The following is an 18,438-nucleotide window of genomic DNA, read 5'->3' on the forward strand; positions in this document are numbered from 1 at the left end:
GTGAAGCTCCCTGCGTGAGTCAGCGTCGACTTGAGGAGCTGCGAAGGCTGTCGCGCACCCGCTGACGTTGCACGAGGAATGTGCATCTGCCCGAGGAATACGCAGCATGTTCCTCGGGCAGATGCGCATTTCTCATGCAGCTGACGCGGCAGCCGATGGTGCAGGCCTTGATGACGCGGTGGCCGGGCGTCGCGTCAGCTCGAGCAGCTGCTGCCGCCACCGCAACTCGAACCGCACGACGAGCCGCCGCAGGACGAGCCGCCGCCGCACGAACCCGAATTGCACGATCCTGCACTGCCGCAGCAGTTTCCGCCGCTGCACCAGGCGTCACCGGAACCGCCGGAACCGCCGGAATGGCCGGAATGGGTGTCGCACGACCAGTCGGAGCTCGACGTACCCGACGAGCACGTGTACCCGTTCGTACTCGACGGCTCTGCGCCCGAACTCGCCCTCGCGTGACGCTGCATCTCCTCGTCGACGACGTGGTCGCTCAGCCCCCATCCCAGGGCCGCGGTGGCCGGGAACGCGATGAGCAGCGGCCGCGTCCCGTACAGGCCGACGGAGTAGCCGAGCCCGCCGCGCATCGGTGGCTGCGTGAGCCCCGCCGCAGGGCTCGGCACGCGCAACCGTAGCTGCTCCAGGGCCGCAGCCCCGGCCTGCGTGCGGCGCCCCTGCCGTGTGGTGCGGACAGCACGCACGAGGTTGTACGCCCCGAAACACGTGAAGCCCAAGCCGACCAGCACGCCACCCACAGACTTTCCGGTGGCGGCGATGATCGCCATGGCGACCCCGAACAGGGTCATGAACGTCGTCTTCAGGGCCTCGCCCTTGCCGCCTCTGCGCGGCGCATTGAGCAGGCCGCGGCGCACGGCGTCACGCTGCAGTTCGTCGAGCGCCGCACGCACGGCGGGGACGTTCTCGAGGCGTGGCGCGCGGCAACGGACGGCGTCGACGACCGCGCGCTGCAGGGGCGTGACGTCGGCGGGTGGGATCGTCCACGCCTCGAGGCGCCCGTACGCCGTCTGACGCAGATGTCCCCGTTCGAGCAGATCCGCCGTCGCCGCCTGCAGTGCGGCTGCGCGGCCGTTGAGCATGCCGACCTGCTCGGGTGTCATGTCGCGTGCGCCGACGTGGTGCGCCTGGGTCGTCATGGTGTGCTCCTCCCCTTGAAACACATCATGCCCGCCGAACGCATGACAGGAGCGAAACGTCCCGAACACTGGGGCGAGCGTCCCCGCCGGCAGCCGGGCGGTGCGCGACGGGCGAGGCCCCTGGCGTCGTGCGGTGTGCGGAGCGGCGCCGGCGTCGGTGAGAATGGCCGTATGACAACAGGGTTCGGCTGGCACGTCGTCGTCGCCATTGCATGTCTGCTGGTCATGATCCAGGTCGGCTACCGGGCTTCGGGCGTCAAGCTGACGCGGACGTCGCTCGTCGCCGTCGCCCGTGCCTGTGTGCAGCTGACGCTCGCCGCCCTGCTCATCACGAGCGTCGTGCGCTACCTGTGGGCGTCGGTGCTCGCGGTTGCCGTCATGTTCATCGTGGCTGTGCTGACGACGACGAAGCGGTCGGGCGCGACGGACGTGCGGGCTCGGCTCGCTGCGACGCTCGCGATGGCGGCAGGGCTCGTGCCTGTCCTCGTCATCCTCACCGTCAGCGGTGTCGTGCCGATGAAGGGTGTGTCGATCATCCCGACGGCGGGCATCGTCATCGGCAACGTCATGAGCGTGCACACCCTCGTCTCGCGGCGCGCGTTCGACGGGCTGCGCGAGGAGAAGAACATGTATGAAGCGGGGCTGTCGATCGGCATGCTGCCCCGCGACGCGATCAGCGAAGTCATTGCGCGACGCCTCCCCGAGTCGCTCATCCCCGTGCTCGACCAGACACGCACAGCCGGCATGGTGACGCTGCCCGGCGCGTTCATCGGCGTCATGCTCGGCGGCGGATCGGCTGTGCAGGCGGCGACGGCGCAGGTCGTCGTCTCGACGTCGATCCTGGCTGCGCAGGCCGTCACGTCGGCCGTCGAACAGCGCATGATCTGCGCCCGGCGACTGCTGACGCCCCAGCTGCGCGAGACGCTCATCGACTGACGGGATGCCCCATCGTCCGGCTGGCGACTTCCGCCTGACGTCTGGCGTGATCGACGTTCCTCGGCCTCGCACCTGCCGCCGGTGCCGCCCCGGACGTGACGAAGCCCGCGTCACCTGTGGTGAGGTGATGCGGGCTTCGTCGTCGACCACTGCGAGCAGTGGCGCTCGAAGGCTTGTGGCCTTCGAAGCTGACGGCCAGGTAGGCCAAGATCTTTTATAGCAAGTCGATCGACGCCGTCCTGAGTCGGGGTAAGTCCACTCCCTCGTCTGACTGAGGCTGCGCGGGTGGCCGGTGCATCCGTGGCGGCTGCGTCCCTGCGTGACGACGAGCCGTGGTGCGACGGGCTGGCGACGAGAGGCGCGGAGCGACGTACCTGGCGACGAGCGGTCTGCGTCAGTGCGCGGCGACCATGCGGCCGTAGTAGCTGGGGATGCTCTCGTGGCGTTCGAGGCGCACGGGACGGTTGGCCTTGACGATCTGGGCGCCCCACGTGGCGAGGAAGCCGAAGAAGGCGACGACGCCGACGGCGCTGATCGTCATGAGGATCCAGAAGACGGTGTTGAGGTTGTCCATGGGAAACGCTCCTTCTACATCTGTAGTGCTGGTGTCTGATGTGAACACTACGCCTGTAGTAAGAGTGTGGCAAGCGGGGGTGGTGTCACCTCCGACACAATGGGTGCCCGCGCCCGCGCCCGCCGTCCCCTTCTGCGATTCCCGTCCACATCGGCGACCTACGTCCCCCTTCTACGCTTTTCGGTCACCCGTGCACGCCGTTCGTAGAGGTGGACAAGAACCGCAGATGAGGACGGGGGGGGGCGTCAGAGCTCGGCGAGCAGCTCGGTGACGACGGTGGTGTCGTGGAAGTCGACGTCGCCTCCGGGCAGGTGCTGCACGTGCTCGTGGCCCTTGCCCGCGACGACGACGATGTCGCCCGGGCGCGCCTGTGTCAGCGCCTGACGGATGGCGTCGCGGCGGTCGAGGACGATCGTCGTGTTCGACGGATCGGCGCCCGCCATCACCTCGTCGGCGATGGCCTGCGGATCCTCGTCGTACGTGTCGTCGTTCGTGATGATGTTGACGTCCGCGAGACGACTCGCCACCTCGCCCATCTTCGGGCGCTTCGCCGGGTCGCGCCGTCCCGCTGCGCCGTAGACGCAGATGACGCGCCCGCCTTCGCTGCGGACGCCGCCGTCGGCGTGGTCGCGGCCCACGACGGCGCGCGCGACGTCGAGGACGAGTTCGAGGCCGACCTCGGTGTGGGCGTAGTCGACGACGACCTCGAAGCCCTTCGCGGTGGCCGCTGGCACGCGCTCGAAGCGGCCCGGCACCTGTGCCATGTGGGCGACGGAGCCGACGAGGGTGTCGAGCGGCATGCCCATCTCGAGCGCGATCGCGGACGCGCCCGCGACGTTGTGCACGTTGTAGTCGCCGAGCAGCGGCATCTGCAGCTCGATGACGCCGGGGGCGTCGCGTCCGTCGAGGAAGCGCTCGGGCGTCGTCAGCGTGAACGCCGTGCCGCCATCGCTGGGGTGAACCTTCGTGATGCGGTAGTCGGCGTTCTCGCTCACGCCGAACCCGAGCGTGCCGGGCACCTCGGCGACGATGCGCGCTCCGTAGGCGTCATCGACGTTCGTCAGCTTCGGCCCGTCGGTCCACTCGAAGAGGCGCCGCTTCGTCAGGAAGTAGTCCTCCATCGTGCCGTGCAGGTCGAGGTGGTCGCGGGTGAGGTTCGTGAACAACGCTGCGGCGTAACGGGTTCCGGCGACGCGGTGGAGGTGGATGCCGTGCGAGCTCGTCTCGAGCACGACGTGCTCGACGCCCGCGTCACGCATCCGCGCGAGGTTGCCCTGCACCTGCGGAGCCTCACCGGTCGTGCGGACGGCCGGCTCGCGTTCACGGCCGACGACGATCTCGGCGGTCGTCAGCAGGCCCGTCTTCTCCTCGCCGTACGCGGCGCTGAGGATGCCGTGCAGGACGTAGCTACTCGTCGTCTTGCCGTTCGTGCCGGTGATGCCGTAGACGGTGACGTCGTGGCTCGGATGCCCGGCCGTCGCGGTGGCGAGGGCGGCGAGCGCGACGCGCGCGTCTGGCACGACGACGGTCGGAGCACCCTCGACGTCACGCTCGGCGACGACAAGGCTCGCCCCGTTCGCGAGAGCCTGCGGCACGAACGTCACACCGTCGACGGTGAATCCGGGGATCGCGACGAACGCGCCACCCGGCTTCGCGGCCCGAGAATCATGGGTGACGGCGTCGATGCCGTCGACGCTCTCGGGCACGCTCGCGCCCAGGATCTTCTCGAGTTCTGCGCGGCTCACATACACCCTGCGAGCCTAACAACGCGTGGCCGAACGCCCGTCGCGCCGCGCGGGGAACGGTGATGTCGTCTGGTGCGTCGCAGTGTGGACATGCTCGAGCGGCGACGTGAGGAGAGGCAGAGTGCAATGGGCGAGATGACTGGCACAAGGCCTCAGGAGGGCGCGGCAACCCGCGGCCGAGAAGCGCGCTTCGGGCCGGAATCGGCGTCGTCAGCGTCGTCGCGGCGATCGTCGGCCACTTCTTGATGCTCGCCGCCCGGTCATGACGATGAGGGCCGTGCTGACCTGCGCCGAACCCGACGGTGCGTGCGTTCGACGCCCGGACCCCTTTGTGTGCAAATGCACCCGGATGCATTTGCACACAAAGGGGATGAGGACGCACCGTTCGCCCCACAGCCACGCCACAGGCGCGCACGAGGTGTCGCCTGGGTGTGACGCGCATCGTCGAGGCATGAACCTCGCCCCGCGCTCACGCTTCACCGACCTCGCCGTCGCCTGGGTCGCCGCCGTCGCCGCGATGTTGGCGCTGGGCACCGTCGTCGGGCAGCTGATCGGCGACGTATGGCCCGCGTCGGCCTGGGGGTCGCTCGCCTCGTCGACGCTGCTCCTCGCGCCCGTCGCACTCGCCATCGGTCTCGCCGGATGCTGGTGGCTGACGCGCCGTCGCGCCGCCGTCGAACCGCTCGAGGTGCTCGGCATCGGGCTTGTCGCGCTGCCCCTCATGCTCGCCGGGTGCTGCATCGTCACGTCCTGACGCATCGCGTCGGCTCACCGGTGTCGTGTAGACCTGGGGCATGACGATCGACGCGCGCGAGGAGGCGGCATGAGGGTTCTGCTCGTCGAGGACGAGAAGCACCTCGCCGACGCTGTCGCGAGCGGTCTGGGGCGTGAGGGATTCGTCGTCGACGTCGCCGGTGACGGCATCACCGGCCAGTGGCTCGGCGCGCAGAACCCGTACGACGTCATCGTCCTCGACATCATGCTGCCCGGCCGCAACGGTTACGACGTGCTCGCCGGGCTGCGCCGCGACGGGGTGTGGGCGCCCGTGCTCATGCTGACGGCGAAGGACGGCGACCTCGATCAGGTCGACGCGTTCGACCTCGGCGCCGACGATTACCTGACGAAGCCGTTCAGCTTTCCCGTGCTCGTGGCGCGGCTTCGGGCGCTCGCGCGACGCGGTGCGCCGGAGCGGCCGACGGTGCTCGACGTCGGCGGGCTGACGATCGACCCGGCGCGCCATGTCGTCATGCGCGGTGACGTCGAGATTTCTTTGACGGCAAAGGAATTCGCGCTGCTGCTCTACCTCGCGCGACGTGGCGGAGAGCCCGCGTCGAAGCCTGAGATCCTCGACAACGTGTGGGGCGCCGACTTCGAAGGCAACGACAACGTCGTCGAAGTGTACGTCGGGTATCTGCGTCGCAAGATCGACGCGCCGTTCGGCACCGCCAGCCTCGAGACGGTGCGGGGTCACGGCTACAGGTTGGTTGAGGCGGCGGAGTGACGCTCGCCGAGCGGTGGGCGCCGCAGGGGTGACGCTGAGGCGAGGGGTGGATGCGGCGGGCCGCATCAGGTCGGGGGGCGTATGAGGCTCAGTCCATCGGCAACCGGAGTGTGAAGCGGCACCATCCGTCGGGTGATTCTTCGGCGACGAGTGTCCCGCCGTGGGCCTGAACGATGGCCCGCGCGATGGCGAGCCCGAGGCCGCTGCCGCCGGCGTCGCGGCTGCGGGCGTCATCGAGGCGGACGAAGCGGCCGAAGATCGCCTCACGATCGCCGGCGTCGAGAACGCTTCCGTCGTTGTCGACGGTGAGAACGGCTGTTCCGCGTGCGTCGTCGTCAGAGCGCTCGTTCACTCGGCCCGCCCCGTCCCTGTCCGTGGCCGGCTCGCGGTTGCCGGCATCCTCCACCCGCGTCGTGACGCGCACGGCACTCGTCGCGTGACGCAGCGCGTTGTCGACGAGGTTGCGCACGACCTGCGCGAGGCGCTCGCCGTCAGCGACGACGCGCACGGGCGCGAGGTCGGCGCTTACTACGACCGGCTCGCCGCCACGGGTCGGGGCAGCGCTGCGGGCTCGCAGCGCCTCGGTGTGGGCGACGTCGTCGAGATCGACGTCTCGCAGGGTGAGCGCGAGTGCGTCATCGTCGGCCCGTGCGAGGGCGAGCAGCGACTCGACGATGCCTTGCAGCCGCAGCGTCTCGGCGTGGATGACGCGCGTCGATTCGGACGGTTCGGGGTCGGTCTCGGTGAGGATGCGGATCGTCGCGAGGGGGCTGCGTAGCTCGTGGGAGGCGTCGGAGATGAACGCGCGCTGGCTCGCGTCGGCGGCGTCAAGACGGTCGAGCATCGCGTTCATCGTGATGGCGAGCCGCTCGATCTCGTCGCCCGTCGCGGGCACCGTCACGCGTTCGGGACGGTGGGAGGAGCGGATGCGTTCGACGTCGAGACGGATACGTTCGACGGGGGCGAGCGCGCGCCCGACGACACGGTGGATGCCCCAGCCGGTGACGACGAGCAGGCATCCCGCCGTCAGGGCGAGCAGGACGATCGTCGTGTCGACGATCGTGTCCTCGTGGTCGATCGGCGCGGCCGCCACGACCCAGCGCTCGGCGCCGGATCGCGTGTGCGCGGCGAGCGTCACGACGACGTAGTGGTCGCGGTCGCCATCGAGGGTGATCTCCGTGCGACGCGTGCTCTCGGCGGGGCGGGCGAGGGGAGTCGAGGCGTGGGAATCATTGGTGGCGAGCATCGCGCCCGAAGCGTCGAGCACCTGCACGACCTGGGTGTGGATGCCCGCGGCACGCAACGCTGCGGAGGCGTCATCCGTCGTGCTGAGTTCTTTCGCGACCTGCTGCGCCTCCGTTGTCGCGCTGTCGCCCGCGCTCGAGGTGAGGATCTGCCTCAGCCCGAACGTGAACGCCGCGAGCGCGATGGCGAGTGCGACGAGGGCCGCGACGACGAACGTCGCGACGACCCGCACGCGCAAGCCCCGTACGCGGCGAGGGAGGTGATAATGCACCCCCTCACCGTATGCGGGGCCTGTGGGTGGGGTGGTCATCGATTCGTCCTCGACGTGCGGCAGTGGTGTCGGCCGGTCGACGGCCGGGGCGTCGGTGGGTCGTTGCTCGTATGTCGCTGCCTGGGCCGGGGGTCGTCCGGTGTGGCCCCGGTCGTGAGTGGGATGCTCGCTGGAATGTCGATGCCCGCACCCCGCATTTTCCGGGGCCGCAGGGCGTCGGCGCAGTCGTCAGTGGTCCAACCGGCGTGCGACGAGCGGCGCGAGTGCTGCGCCGACGAGCGCGAATCCGGTGACGAAGACGAGGGAGGCGGTGACGTCGCCGAGGAAGTGAGCGCCGAGGTAGAGGCGCGACGCCGCGACGATGAGCGCGAACGGGATGCCGATGGCGAGGACGAGGCGCGTGGATCGACCGAGCGAGCGAGCCGCGAAGAACGCCCCGGCGACGATGGCTGCGGCGAGCGCGGTGTGGCCGGACGGGAAGCTGTCGCGCGCCGTCTCGTGCACGAGGGCGTGCACCTGATCGGCCGGCGGGCGCGCGCGTGTGAAGACGAGCTTCAGCGACGACGTCGCGAGCCACAGGCCGGCCGTGCTCAGCGCGAAGATGACGGCTGCTCGACGGTGGCGCACGAAGAGCAGCGCCGCGACGATGGCGACGAGCAGCGGGCCGACGATGGGGCCGATGACGACGTCGATGCCGTGCGCGAGGCTGACCAGCGGGCTGAGGCGGTCGTGCGAGAGAGCCGTGTCGAGGCCGAGCTCGCCCGTCGCCGCAGCACCTTCGTGGGTGACGACGGCGCCGAGGCCGAGCCCGCCGGCGACGAGCGTTGCGCCGGCTGCGCCGGCCTTGGCGGTGAGGTGGTGTGCAGCGGGCTCGGCTGCGGGGGCGCGGCGGGCGCCGGTGGTCGGCGAGCGACGGGGGCGGGTGGCGACGACGGACGACATGAATGGCCTCTCTCGGCGCGCGAGCATCCACCGGGTGCTCGCCTGGGTGGTGAATGGTTAGACCTCATCACCGGGTGGCTGAGAAAGAGCTAAGAGAGTGGGTTAGGGCGGGCCTCGGCCATGTGCAGGACCGGGTCTGCCGTTCGAGGAGCGGGGGCGCGCATCAGCCGAGGAGCGAGGTTTCGCTCCTCGGCTGTCTGACGCGTGCTCCTGCGAGGTCAGCGGGCTTCGGCGAACTCGACGATGCGGCGCGCGATCGGGTCGTACTTGCGCAGCACGAGACGGTCGGACGTCGTGCGGCGGTTCTTGCGCGTCGTGTAGCTGTAGCCCGTCCCCGCGGTGGAGCGCAGGGTGATCTTCGGGCGGTTCGTCGTGCGGGTCATGATCTTCTCCTTCGTTCGACGGTGGGTTCAACATCCCTTTAGTGAGAATCATTCCCATATAGGCGGGCGTGGCGATGGGGTACGTGGCAATCGCACGAGATGGCGACTGACTCACGAGTAGGCGGACAACTACGTGCCTACGTGTGAGTTACCCGCCATCCTGTGGAAGTTGGCTGCGGTTGCCGGCACACCCCTGGACAGAGCGAAGCGAGGGAGCGCCGTTCGTGTGACAAGCTTGCAGAGCCCGTCGATGCGGGCCCGGACGAGGGAGCCGTACCGGCAGCGCGACAAGACGGCCATCAGGAGTGATCAATGATGGCGTGGTTCGTGCTCGTGGTGTCCGGTGCGATGGAGGCCGTCTGGGCGACGGCGCTCGACAAGTCGGACGGGTTGAGTCGCCTCGGCCCGAGTGTTGTCTTCGCCCTCGGGTGCGCCTTGAGCATGGGTGGTCTGGCCTACGCGATGAAGACCCTCCCTGTCGGAACCGCCTACGCCGTATGGGTTGGCATCGGAGCCGTGCTCACCATCGCCTACGCGATGATGACGGGCGCCGAGTCCGTCTCGATCGTCAAGATCTGCCTCCTGCTCGGCATCATCGGGTGCGTGATCGGACTCAAGCTCGTTCACTGACACGGGCGTGCGTCTGAGCGCTGGCGGGCGTCGTCAAGATGGCGAGTAACTCACGAGTGGGCGGGAAGTTGCGCGCCAACGTGTGAGTTGCCCGCCATCCTGCGCGAGCACCGGGGATGCGACGCGCTCGTGACCATCACAACTGCCTCCATCGGGGGCGGCGTCGCAATGGCCGTTGAATGTGGACAAGAATCGCAGATGGGTGCACGCCAGTGCGAAGACGAGGCCCCGGCTACGCCATGAGTGCCCCACCGGCGTCCCGCCGAGGGCTCAGCCCTCGAACAAGCGCGCGACATCGGCGCCGCTGACCTCGTCGAACGAGGCCTGCGACCACATCGGCTGGCGATCCTTGTCGACGAGTTGCGCGCGCACACCTTCGACGAAGTCGCCGTGTTCGATGAGGCCGCGCGCGAGCACCATGTCCTGAGCGAGCACCTCGTGCACCGAGTCCATGCCCGCCGCGCGCCGCATCGCCTCGACCGTCGCGGCGACAGACAACGGTGAACGCTGCGTCAGCAGGCCGGCCGCCTCACGTGCGGCCTCGACGTCGGACGTACGCAGCGTCTCGAGCACCTCGGACGGCGCGCGCAGATGCTCGCCGGAGCCGAAGGCCTCGTCGATCCAAGCCCGCTGCGCACCGAGAGGTGCATTGCCAGCGGCATCGAAAGACGCGAGCCGCGCAACGGCTGCGTCAGCGTCAGCACCCTCGGCGAGACGCTCGAGAACCGTTGCCCACGAGTCGGATTCGATGACGACGTCACTCAGCCCGACGTAGCAGGCGTCGGCGCCACCAACCGTCGTGCCTGTCAGTGCGAGGTAGGCGCCCGTGCCGCCCGGCGCGCGCGAGAGAAGGTAGAGCGCGCCCACGTCGGGGAAGAATCCGATGATCGTCTCGGGCATCGCGACCTTCGTGCGCTCCGTCGCGACGCGCAGCCCGGCGAACGCCGAGATGCCGACGCCGCCACCCATGACGATGCCGTCCTGATGGCTGACGATGAGCTTCGGGTAGTCGGCGATGAGCGCGTTCATGCGGTACTCGTCGCGGAAGAACTCGAACGCGCGCTCGCCGTCGCCGTCGACGAACGCTTCACGGACGCTGCGCACGTCACCGCCCGCGCACAGGCCGCGCTCGCCGGCGCCCTCGATCGTGATGGCGGTGACGGAGTCGTCGTCGCGCCACTGCTCCAGCGCGGCGCTCACGGCGTTCACCATGTCGGTCGTGAGCGCGTTGATGGCCTTGGGCCGGTTCAGCAGGATGCGCGCGAGTGAACCGCGACGGGCGACGAGGACGTCCGGCGTCGCGGTCTCGGTGAAATCGTCGGTCGTCGTGTCGGGCATGCGCGCCTCCTCGGGCGGGTGCGGCCAGTGCGGCTGGTGATCCCGGTCACCATAACCTCCACGCCCGACAACCCCGCCATTCCGCGGAAAGGGAGGGAGCGCCGAGCGCGTTGGCCCGCCCGCGAGGTGCGTTCACGAATGAGAGCCACGCGCCGAGACCGTAGCGTCTGTGGTGCGGACGAGTGGCGCCTCATTAACCCGCTATTCATGCGCGGGGGGTAGAGATGTAGTGGTGAGTTCGTCGAAGTCTCGTCTTGCCGTTCCGCGCCCGACCAAGGCGCTCGCTGCCGGTTATCGCGCGGCTCGCCCAGTCGTCGCGCCGCTCGATCTGCCGACGCTGTCCGGTGAGCGCCCGCAGGTGGTGGCGCATCGCGGGGCGTCGCACCACGAGCCGGAGCACACGCTCGAGGCGTACGAACGCGCCATCCGCGTCGGTGCCGACGCGCTCGAGTGTGACGTCCGGCTGACCGCTGACGGCCATCTCGTCTGCGTGCACGATCGCACGGCGAAGCGGACGTCGAACGGGCGTGGCGCGATCTCGAACCTGGAGCTTGCAAAGCTCGAGGGCCTCGACTGGGGGTCGTGGAAGGCGCGTCTCGAATCTGACGATACCGACGACGACTGGGAGATCGCCGACCGCAGCGGCTCACATCTGCTCACGTTCAAGGAGTTGCTGCGCACGACGCTCGACGCCGGGCGCCGCGTCGACCTCGCCGTCGAGACGAAGCATCCGTCGAAGCACACCGGACGCGTCGAGAAAGAACTGGCGCGCGCGCTCGCCGAATTCGGCCTCGACACGCCGGACCCGTCGCGTTGCAACGTCCGCGTCATGTCGTTCTCGCTGCCCGCCGTCTCCCGCATGACGACGCTGGCGCCGCAGGTGCCGCTCGCGTGGCTCATGGAGGGTGTCGTGCCGCAGCGCATCCGCGGCGGCCAACTGCCGCCCGGCATCTCAATCGCGGCGATGAGCGTCGGCATGCTGCGCCGCAACCCGGGCCTCGTCGCCGAACAGCACGCACGCGGACACGAGGTGCACGTGTGGACGGTCGACGACCCCGACGACATCCAACGCTGCCTGCGCAACGGTGTCGACGCCATCATCACCAACAAGCCCAAGAAGGCGCTCAAAGCTCGAGAGGCGTTCTGGGGCTGACGCTGTCGGCGCCGATCACTTCTGCTGTGGCCGTCTGGCGGGCGCCGCCAACGTGGATCCGAGCGAAATGCGCGGAAACGAGCGGCAGAGCGCTCGAAGTCGCCCATTTCGCTCGGATTCGTCGCGGCGCCCGGGGCTCTCCTTGCGCCGACGGCAGATTCGGCGCAGATACGGAGTCTGGGGCGTCGGGGGAGTCAATCGCGCAGGGTCATGTACGCGTCCGTGATGAGCCGAACCTCTTCGACGCTGAACGGGACGCTGACGTACCCGTCGTCGATGGTCACACCCATGTCACGCTGTGCCGCTCGGATGAAGAAACGTATGGCGGAGTCGCCTTCGACTTTTGCCCACCCGGCAACGAGCGGGCTGGCGGACAGTGCGGCATGGCTCGTGAAGAGCGGGATGACGGTTTGGTCGTTGACCTTCGCGGTCAGCAAGTCGTTGTCATCGCGGGCTGCGGTGACGAGGAGAGTGGCGAGGGTGGCGGGCTGGTTGAAGGGTGCACCGTTCACGGAACTGTTCCTTGTCTCGAGGAGTGGAGTGCCGGGTGTGAGTAAGTCTGTCTGCCGGCACCGACAACGTGGGCAGCAGGAAGAGGCAAGCGTCTGTGTGTGTGCCGGAATCGGTGGTTCGAATGGGCTGCCAGGGGCGCGGCGACAATCGTGATGCACGGATGGCGCGCGCACCGTCAGGCAGCGGCGAGTTCGCGCATCGACGTCAGGTGGAACCCCTGGCACATCGCGCAGCCGTAGATGCGGCTCTCGCGACGACGGGTGTCGTGGCCAGCCAGTTCGGCGAAGTGGCGGGCTGTCGCGGCGCTGTGTAGGGCGCTGACGGCGGCGGCGTGATCGCGATAGCGGATCTTGCCGCTGTCGCAGCTGCGGTCGGGATGCTTCTTCGCGAAGTGCCGCAGGGCACGGCGGGTGGTGCGGATGTGGGACGGGGTGCGGCGGCTCATCGTCAGCTCTCCTTCGTTCGGTGCGGGTGGTGCGTCGTGTCTCCACCATCAGTCTCCGACGCGGAACAAAGGAACCAGCAACGCGATAAGACCACTTATCGCGCACTTCATATGAATGCGAGCTCAGCCCCGTAGAGTCAGTGCCGAGGGGCGACCGCAGCCGCCGCATCGGTCAGCTGTCGCCTCCAGCCCCCTGAGAACCGCCCGAGACCATGAGAGGAGCCGCCGATGCCTGACACCCTGACGATGCAGCAGGTGGCCGACCTCGCGGGCGTCCGACGAGCCGTCGTGTCGATGTGGCGATCGCGCTACCCCACGACCGAGGGTGGGTTCCCGGCCCCTGTTGACGCGCGCTCGCTCACGTTCAGCGCCGACGCGGTCGGCGAATGGCTCACTCGTACGGGCCGCGGCAACAACCCGGACGCGGCGGTCGATGCGGCGCTCCATTCGTCCCGTTTCGCGACGATCCGTGAGCATCTCGACGCCGCGTCGGGTCTGCTGCTCCTGCAGGCCCTCACCGGCGAACTCCTCGCCGACCTCGACGCGGAGACGGCGCTCGACGCCATTCTGGACGCGCAGCTGCCGGCGTTGCTCCCGCCGCGCGAGACGCTCGCGGCTCTCGATGACGCAGCCCTCGTCGCCGACGTCGACACCCTCGCTGAAGCCGGCTACGGCGGTGAACGCGTGCTGTGGCGGCTCGTCGCGGCGGAGCACGCACCGGGCGGAGCCTTCGCGGAGCACTCGCTCACGGTCGACGCCGCCGCGATGTTCACGTCGCTGCTGCGTGCGGTGGCGACGGCCGACCATCACGTCGTCCTTCACGGACAGGGCGCGCTGGCCCTGCTGACACAGGTCGCGGCGGACATCCCCGCCGACGGAACGTCATCCCTCGGCCAGGGCACCATGCCGCTCAACGCCGGGCTGAGTGTGCGCGAGAAAGGCGCCGAGGTGGCACCGGGCCGGGCCTCGGCTGCGTCACGCCTGGCTCTACGCGCCTTCGCCGCGCGCGGAATCGAGACGACGGGCACCGACGCAGGCGACAGCCTCCACGTCATCGTCGAGAACCGCGCCGACGCGCATGCTGCCATCACGCTGTTCGAGAAGCTTCGTGCCGTCTCCCATGACCTTGCAGATCGCGACGTGGCCCTCGTCCTCGCCCCCGCCGATCTTCTCGTCGGCACCCTCGGCGAGGGATCGAACCTCGACGAAGCCCGCCGTGAGTGCTTCAACATCAGCCAGGCCCAGAGGGCGGTGTCACGTCATCGTCAGGAGCAGCGAGCCGGCCTCGCACCGGACTACACGCTGCCGCTACGCTACGTCGCCACGCTGCCGAAGGGGATGCTGCGCGCGACGGGTCGCCGCCGCCTCGCACTGTGGGCACTGGCCCCGAACACCGACGACACGCGCCCGGCTTTCACGACGTACGGCGACCACGCGAACCACGCGCTAGACCCCGGTGAGTGCGATGCCCTTGCTGCGGATGTCGCCGCCGCCTGCTCGGGTGATCGCGCAACGCACGCGTTCTTGCGGGCGCGTCATCGCGCGACGTACAACCTGCTCGACGAGTCGTCGCTCGTCATTCCGCCCGGCGTGCGCGAGCCGCGTGACGGCGGTGAGGTGCTTGCCCAGGCGTGGGGTCACGAGAGCCGCGCCGGCGCGCCGTTGGCGTCCGAGGTCGACCTCGTCTCCGCGGGGCTGGTTGCCGCCCGGGCGCCCAAGACCTGGGCTGACGTCGTCAGCACGTGGGCGAGTGTGCGTCGGGGCCACCGCGTGCCGGACGCGATCACCGCGGCGACGCGAGGCGCGCTCGTCGACGTCATCGGTGCTGACGAGGTGCGGGGCCTGCGCGCGGTCGGTGCGCGGCGCGTGGATCGTCTCGAGGTCGAGCGTGTCGTGCCGCAGGTGCGCTACACCGAACCTGGGGATGTTGTGTTCGTCGCCGTCGAACGGCCGGCCGCGATCGTCGACGAGTGGGGCGGACGTGTCGTGCAGGCGCCAGCACGCATCCTGCGACCTCGAAGTGGCGCGCCCGACGGTTTGCGCCTGATCTCGGCGCAGGCTGCGCTCGACATCAACGCTCAACGCGGCGTCGACACCGCCGGTTGGCACCTGCATCTCACGCCGGCCGAGCAGGCTGACGCAGCGCAGCGTGTCGCGACGACGGTGGCCGTGCGGCGACGGGCCTTGCGCGACCAGCTCACAGCGCTCGACGCATACGAGACGACGGTGCTCACCGGCATCGCAGAAGGCGTCTTGCGCGCCGAGATCTCGTCCACGCGTCCTACGCATGACATGCAAGAAGGTGCAGCGTCGAGGGGCGGCGCCGCATGACCGTCCGTGATTGGCAGTGGCACGGGCAACTGTCCACCTGCCTTGTAAACAGGTGGTTGTGGAACACCTATGAGGTCGGCGTCTCGACCTACGGAGCAACAGTCCGTCGATGGCCGCAGGCAGAAACGCCGCGAGTAACGGGACTTGAACCCGCGACTCGAGCGGCGCGCTTTCTGCAGCCGGGAGCAATGTCGTGTGATCAGTTTGGAAGACTGATCGTCCGATCCGCGCGACCGCCACTGCAGTGGCTCGTCCCAGCGAGGCCACAACACCGATGTAAAGGGACTCTAAGCCTTGACATCGATGGTGGGCCCCAGGCGTGCCCCCACTCTGCCGAGCAGCGCGTCCCCTCCTGTCGCCGCAGGGGATGGCCACACCAGCAACAGGGACTCGAACCTCGTCGGTGCGTCCCCGATCCCGCCACATCCATCTGCCGTGAAACGACGCGCACACGTCTCGACGCGGCACCGAAGACTCAAAGCCCGTACCTGCAAGGAGAAACCCCGTGACCCCACCCAAGGCCAAGGCCGCCGCAATGGCGCCGTCGTCGAAGAAGGAACTGCACGACACGCTCTGGAAGGCCGCGGACAAGCTCCGCGGCTCGATGAGCGCGAGCCAGTACAAGGATGTCGTGCTCGGCATCGTCTTCCTCAAGTACGTCTCGGATGCGTTCGAGGAGCGCCGCGAGCAGATCCGTGAGGAGCTCGCGGGTGAGGCGGAGAACTTCGTCAGCGACACGCTCGAAGACCCCGACGAGTACGTCGGCAACGGGGTGTTCTGGGTGCCGACGAACGCGCGCTGGGAGTTTATCGCCCGTCACGCGAAGGGCATGGAAGCCTCCGCGGGCCAGGAGAGCAAGAGTGTCGGCAAGCTCATCGACGAGGCGATGGCGACGCTGATGAAGCAGAACGAGTCGCTGCAGGGCACGTTGCCGACGATCTTCGGGCGCGACAACATCGACCAGCGACGCCTCGGCGAACTGATCGACCTGTTCAACTCGGTGCGCTTCACCGGTGAGGGCGCGACGAAGGCGCGCGACCTGCTCGGCGAGGTGTACGAGTACTTCCTCGAGAAGTTCGCCAAGGCCGAGGGCAAGCGGGGCGGCGAGTTCTTCACGCCGCCGGTGCTCGTGCGCACGCTCGTCGAGATTCTCGAACCGCACTCGGGGCGCGTGTACGACCCGGCGTGCGGCTCCGGCGGCATGTTCGTGCAGGCCGAGAAGTTCCTCGAACGTCACGACGAGGATCCGAGCGCCATCGTCGTCTACGGGCAGGAGAGCATCGAGGAGACGTGGCGTCTGGCGAAGATGAACCTCGCCATCCACGGCATCGACTCGAAGGGTCTCGGGCCGCGCTGGGGCGACACGTTCGCGCGCGACATCCACCCGGGCATGAAGGCCGACTACGCGATGGCCAACCCGCCCTTCAACCAGAAGGACTGGTCGCGCAACACCGACGACGCGCGCTGGACGTACGGGGTGCCGCCGGCCCGCAACGCCAACTACGCGTGGATGCAGCACATCCTGAGCAAGCTGACGCCGCGCGGTGAAGCGGCCGTCGTCATGGCGAACGGCACGATGGCGTCGAACACCGGCGGTGAGGGCGACATCCGCAAGGCGATGCTCGAGGACGACGTCGTCTCGTGCGTCATCGCGATGCCGGGCAACCTCTTCCGCGGCACGGCCATCCCGGTGTGTGTGTGGTTCTTCGCGAAGGACAAGGCGGCCGGCACGGCAGGCGCCGAGGATCGCCGCAAGCAGGTGCTGTTCATCGACGCCCGCGAGGTCGGCCACATGGTCGACCGGGTGGAGCGCACGTTCTCCGACGACGACATCACGCGCATCGCCAACACGTTCCGCACGTGGCGTGGCCGCGCCTCGGCTGAGGGTGAGTACGGGGACGTGCCCGGCTTCTGCAAAAGCGCGACGCTCGACGAGATCCGCGCCGCCGACTACGCGTTGACGCCCGGACGATACGTGGGCGCCGCTGCGGCAGAAGAGGATTCCGAACCCATCGACGAGAAGATCGCCCGCCTGACGAAGGAACTGACGGCCGCGCTCGACGAGTCGGCATGCCTCGATGCCGTCGTGCGCGAGCAGTTGAGGAGGTTGGCGTGACGACGTTGGGGGAGGTGCCAGAACTGCGCGCCGTGCAAACTGGCCCGTTCGGAACCCAGCTAAAGGCGAACGAATACGCCAGCGATGGCGGGGTGCCGCTGGTCTCGGTCGGAGAGATCCGGGCAGGTGCAGTCCAGATCAACGATTCCACGCCGCGAGTTTCTGCAGCGACGATTGAGCGCTTGCCGAGGTTCACTCTTACGAGCCATGATGTGGTAGTTGCCCGGAAGGGGGGCGTCGAGCGTAGTTCTTGGATCTCGCCGGAATACGGTCCACTATTCCTAGGTAGTGACGGTATAGCACTGCGATTCGAATCGGAGGTGGACGCGCGCTTCTGGGGTTTGTACCTGCAACAACGTTCGTGTAAATCCTGGCTGCTTCAGCACGCGGCGGGGTCAACCATGTTGTCCATGAATGGGGAGATTCTGCGTCGGCTTCCCGTGGTGCTCTTTGACGCCAGTGAACGCAAGCGTTTAGCCGAGGTGCTGGGGGCGTTGGATGACAAGATCGCCGCCAACCGTCGGGTCGCTGAGCTTGCGGTCTCGCTCTCCGAGGGCATCGTGAGCGGAGCCTTCTCCTCTCAGTCCCTGCCCCTGGAGGAGCGGGCGCAAGTGGTCATGGGTTCATCTCCTAAGGGCGAATACCTCAATGAGGACGGGGGCGGCGTTACCTTCTTCCAAGGTGTGCGTGACTTTGGGCTGCTGTCGCCGACACGCAGGGTCTTTGCGACTCAGCCCGTCAGGATGGCCCAGGCGGGGGACGTTCTGTTCGCTGTGCGCGCTCCGGTCGGTGAGGTGAATGTCGCGATTGAGCCCACGTGTATCGGCCGAGGCCTTGCTGCGCTGCGTGCATACGAGAACCCTGTGTCCTTCTTCTACACCGTGCGGGCGAGTTCACATGCCTGGAACGAGTTCCAGGGAACCGGCACAGTCTTCGCGTCCGTCAACGGAAAAGAAGTGCGTCAGACGCGCCTCCCCGTCATCGATCGGGCGGCAGCCCCGGAGGTGGAAGAGCGCGTGAGCGCGATGCATGTGAGGGCTCTGGGCGCGTTGGCGGAGAACGAAGCCCTCGCGAAAACTCGCGATGAGCTGTTGACGCTGCTCATGTCGGGCAAGATCACCGTCAGGGACGCGGAGAAGCGCGTGGAAGGGGTGGTGTGAGTGC

At 68.4% G+C, this 18,438-nt stretch carries 17 protein-coding genes and 1 riboswitch; of the genes, 8 read left to right on the forward strand and 9 right to left on the reverse strand.

The features are described 5' to 3' along the window. Window positions 1-194: 194 nt before the first annotated feature. Window positions 195-1,151: a TIGR04222 domain-containing membrane protein gene (locus tag EDC82_RS01275; RefSeq protein WP_006947032.1), complete on the reverse strand. Its 957-nt coding sequence runs from the start codon at window positions 1,149-1,151 to the stop codon at window positions 195-197. A 171-nt stretch (window positions 1,152-1,322) separates the two neighbouring features. Here EDC82_RS01275 and EDC82_RS01280 point away from each other — a divergent pair, with 171 nt between their 5' ends. Beyond that, complete coding sequence (locus tag EDC82_RS01280) at window positions 1,323-2,087, forward strand: ABC transporter permease (RefSeq protein WP_006946965.1); 765 nt, start codon at window positions 1,323-1,325, stop codon at window positions 2,085-2,087. Window positions 2,088-2,481: 394 nt separating this feature from the next. On the opposite strand, the gene EDC82_RS01285 is transcribed toward EDC82_RS01280, so the two are convergent. Together EDC82_RS01285 and EDC82_RS01290 are read right to left on the reverse strand one after the other, a co-directional pair. Continuing rightward, window positions 2,482-2,661: a hypothetical protein gene (locus EDC82_RS01285; RefSeq protein WP_006947113.1), complete on the reverse strand. Its 180-nt coding sequence runs from the start codon at window positions 2,659-2,661 to the stop codon at window positions 2,482-2,484. A 245-nt stretch (window positions 2,662-2,906) separates the two neighbouring features. Continuing rightward, window positions 2,907-4,406, reverse strand: a complete 1,500-nt coding sequence (locus tag EDC82_RS01290; protein ID WP_235006064.1) for a UDP-N-acetylmuramoyl-L-alanyl-D-glutamate--2,6-diaminopimelate ligase — start codon at window positions 4,404-4,406, stop codon at window positions 2,907-2,909. Window positions 4,407-4,857: 451 nt separating this feature from the next. Here EDC82_RS01290 and EDC82_RS01295 point away from each other — a divergent pair, with 451 nt between their 5' ends. Both EDC82_RS01295 and EDC82_RS01300 read left to right on the forward strand, forming a co-directional pair. Then, window positions 4,858-5,160, forward strand: a complete 303-nt coding sequence (locus tag EDC82_RS01295) for a hypothetical protein (RefSeq protein WP_006947131.1) — start codon at window positions 4,858-4,860, stop codon at window positions 5,158-5,160. A gap of 69 nt (window positions 5,161-5,229) precedes the next feature. Further along, entirely contained in the window at window positions 5,230-5,907 is a 678-nt protein-coding gene (locus EDC82_RS01300; RefSeq protein ID WP_006946951.1) for a response regulator transcription factor, read from the forward strand. 88 nt (window positions 5,908-5,995) lie between these two features. Here EDC82_RS01300 and EDC82_RS01305 read toward each other — a convergent pair whose 3' ends face one another. The 3 genes from EDC82_RS01305 to rpmG form a co-directional block, all read right to left on the reverse strand. After that, window positions 5,996-7,423, reverse strand: a complete 1,428-nt coding sequence (locus EDC82_RS01305; protein ID WP_160126167.1) for a cell wall metabolism sensor histidine kinase WalK — start codon at window positions 7,421-7,423, stop codon at window positions 5,996-5,998. Window positions 7,424-7,651: 228 nt separating this feature from the next. After that, on the reverse strand, window positions 7,652-8,365 hold the full coding sequence (locus EDC82_RS01310; RefSeq protein WP_006947151.1) for a phosphatase PAP2 family protein: 714 nt from the start codon (window positions 8,363-8,365) through the stop codon (window positions 7,652-7,654). A 218-nt stretch (window positions 8,366-8,583) separates the two neighbouring features. Continuing rightward, a complete protein-coding gene (gene rpmG, locus EDC82_RS01315; RefSeq protein ID WP_038566531.1) occupies window positions 8,584-8,748 on the reverse strand; it encodes a 50S ribosomal protein L33 in 165 nt (54 codons plus the stop codon). A gap of 237 nt (window positions 8,749-8,985) precedes the next feature. Further along, a riboswitch (guanidine-III (ykkC-III) riboswitch) is annotated at window positions 8,986-9,049 on the forward strand. 14 nt (window positions 9,050-9,063) lie between these two features. On the opposite strand from rpmG, the gene EDC82_RS01320 reads away from it, so the two are divergent. Next, window positions 9,064-9,378 (forward strand): multidrug efflux SMR transporter, encoded by a 315-nt coding sequence (locus EDC82_RS01320; RefSeq protein ID WP_131941975.1) that lies wholly within the window; start codon window positions 9,064-9,066, stop codon window positions 9,376-9,378. Window positions 9,379-9,648: 270 nt separating this feature from the next. Here the strand turns inward: EDC82_RS01320 and EDC82_RS01325 are convergent, their stop codons facing one another. After that, window positions 9,649-10,716, reverse strand: coding sequence for an enoyl-CoA hydratase/isomerase family protein (locus EDC82_RS01325; RefSeq protein WP_062258489.1), 1,068 nt, complete (start codon window positions 10,714-10,716; stop codon window positions 9,649-9,651). Between the two features lie 232 nt (window positions 10,717-10,948). Here EDC82_RS01325 and EDC82_RS01330 point away from each other — a divergent pair, with 232 nt between their 5' ends. Next, window positions 10,949-11,869: a glycerophosphodiester phosphodiesterase family protein gene (locus EDC82_RS01330; protein ID WP_235006066.1), complete on the forward strand. Its 921-nt coding sequence runs from the start codon at window positions 10,949-10,951 to the stop codon at window positions 11,867-11,869. 194 nt (window positions 11,870-12,063) lie between these two features. On the opposite strand, the gene EDC82_RS01335 is transcribed toward EDC82_RS01330, so the two are convergent. Both EDC82_RS01335 and EDC82_RS01340 read right to left on the reverse strand, forming a co-directional pair. Beyond that, window positions 12,064-12,381 (reverse strand): hypothetical protein, encoded by a 318-nt coding sequence (locus EDC82_RS01335; RefSeq protein ID WP_074045894.1) that lies wholly within the window; start codon window positions 12,379-12,381, stop codon window positions 12,064-12,066. Between the two features lie 176 nt (window positions 12,382-12,557). Further along, window positions 12,558-12,827 (reverse strand): hypothetical protein, encoded by a 270-nt coding sequence (locus EDC82_RS01340; RefSeq protein ID WP_074045895.1) that lies wholly within the window; start codon window positions 12,825-12,827, stop codon window positions 12,558-12,560. A 228-nt stretch (window positions 12,828-13,055) separates the two neighbouring features. On the opposite strand from EDC82_RS01340, the gene EDC82_RS01345 reads away from it, so the two are divergent. The 3 genes from EDC82_RS01345 (at window position 13,056) to EDC82_RS01355 (ending at window position 18,434) form a co-directional block, all read left to right on the forward strand. Continuing rightward, window positions 13,056-15,158 carry a hypothetical protein gene (locus EDC82_RS01345; RefSeq protein ID WP_131940340.1) on the forward strand — a complete coding sequence of 701 codons (2,103 nt, stop codon included), beginning with the start codon at window positions 13,056-13,058 and terminating at the stop codon, window positions 15,156-15,158. A gap of 535 nt (window positions 15,159-15,693) precedes the next feature. Then, window positions 15,694-17,274 (forward strand): class I SAM-dependent DNA methyltransferase, encoded by a 1,581-nt coding sequence (locus EDC82_RS01350; RefSeq protein WP_131941976.1) that lies wholly within the window; start codon window positions 15,694-15,696, stop codon window positions 17,272-17,274. Beyond that, entirely contained in the window at window positions 17,271-18,434 is a 1,164-nt protein-coding gene (locus tag EDC82_RS01355; RefSeq protein ID WP_160126168.1) for a hypothetical protein, read from the forward strand. The genes EDC82_RS01350 and EDC82_RS01355 overlap by 4 nt, the downstream gene beginning before the upstream one ends. The last annotated feature ends 4 nt before the right edge of the window (window positions 18,435-18,438 follow it).

Source organism: Dermacoccus sp. SAI-028 (assembly GCF_004346775.1).
Taxonomy (GTDB): Bacteria; Actinomycetota; Actinomycetes; order Actinomycetales; family Dermatophilaceae; genus Dermacoccus; species Dermacoccus nishinomiyaensis.

Excerpts from the sequence above, each read along its gene's own strand:
- EDC82_RS01275 (WP_006947032.1), bottom strand. The coding sequence starts at position 1,151 with ATGACGACCCAGGCGCACCACGTCGGCGCACGCGACATGACACCCGAG.
- EDC82_RS01280 (WP_006946965.1), top strand. The coding sequence starts at position 1,323 with ATGACAACAGGGTTCGGCTGGCACGTCGTCGTCGCCATTGCATGTCTG.
- EDC82_RS01285 (WP_006947113.1), bottom strand. The coding sequence starts at position 2,661 with ATGGACAACCTCAACACCGTCTTCTGGATCCTCATGACGATCAGCGCC.
- EDC82_RS01295 (WP_006947131.1), top strand. The coding sequence starts at position 4,858 with ATGAACCTCGCCCCGCGCTCACGCTTCACCGACCTCGCCGTCGCCTGG.
- EDC82_RS01300 (WP_006946951.1), top strand. The coding sequence starts at position 5,230 with ATGAGGGTTCTGCTCGTCGAGGACGAGAAGCACCTCGCCGACGCTGTC.
- EDC82_RS01310 (WP_006947151.1), bottom strand. The coding sequence starts at position 8,365 with ATGTCGTCCGTCGTCGCCACCCGCCCCCGTCGCTCGCCGACCACCGGC.
- rpmG (WP_038566531.1), bottom strand. The coding sequence starts at position 8,748 with ATGACCCGCACGACGAACCGCCCGAAGATCACCCTGCGCTCCACCGCG.
- EDC82_RS01320 (WP_131941975.1), top strand. The coding sequence starts at position 9,064 with ATGGCGTGGTTCGTGCTCGTGGTGTCCGGTGCGATGGAGGCCGTCTGG.
- EDC82_RS01325 (WP_062258489.1), bottom strand. The coding sequence starts at position 10,716 with ATGCCCGACACGACGACCGACGATTTCACCGAGACCGCGACGCCGGAC.
- EDC82_RS01340 (WP_074045895.1), bottom strand. The coding sequence starts at position 12,827 with ATGAGCCGCCGCACCCCGTCCCACATCCGCACCACCCGCCGTGCCCTG.
- EDC82_RS01345 (WP_131940340.1), top strand. The coding sequence starts at position 13,056 with ATGCCTGACACCCTGACGATGCAGCAGGTGGCCGACCTCGCGGGCGTC.
- EDC82_RS01350 (WP_131941976.1), top strand. The coding sequence starts at position 15,694 with ATGGCGCCGTCGTCGAAGAAGGAACTGCACGACACGCTCTGGAAGGCC.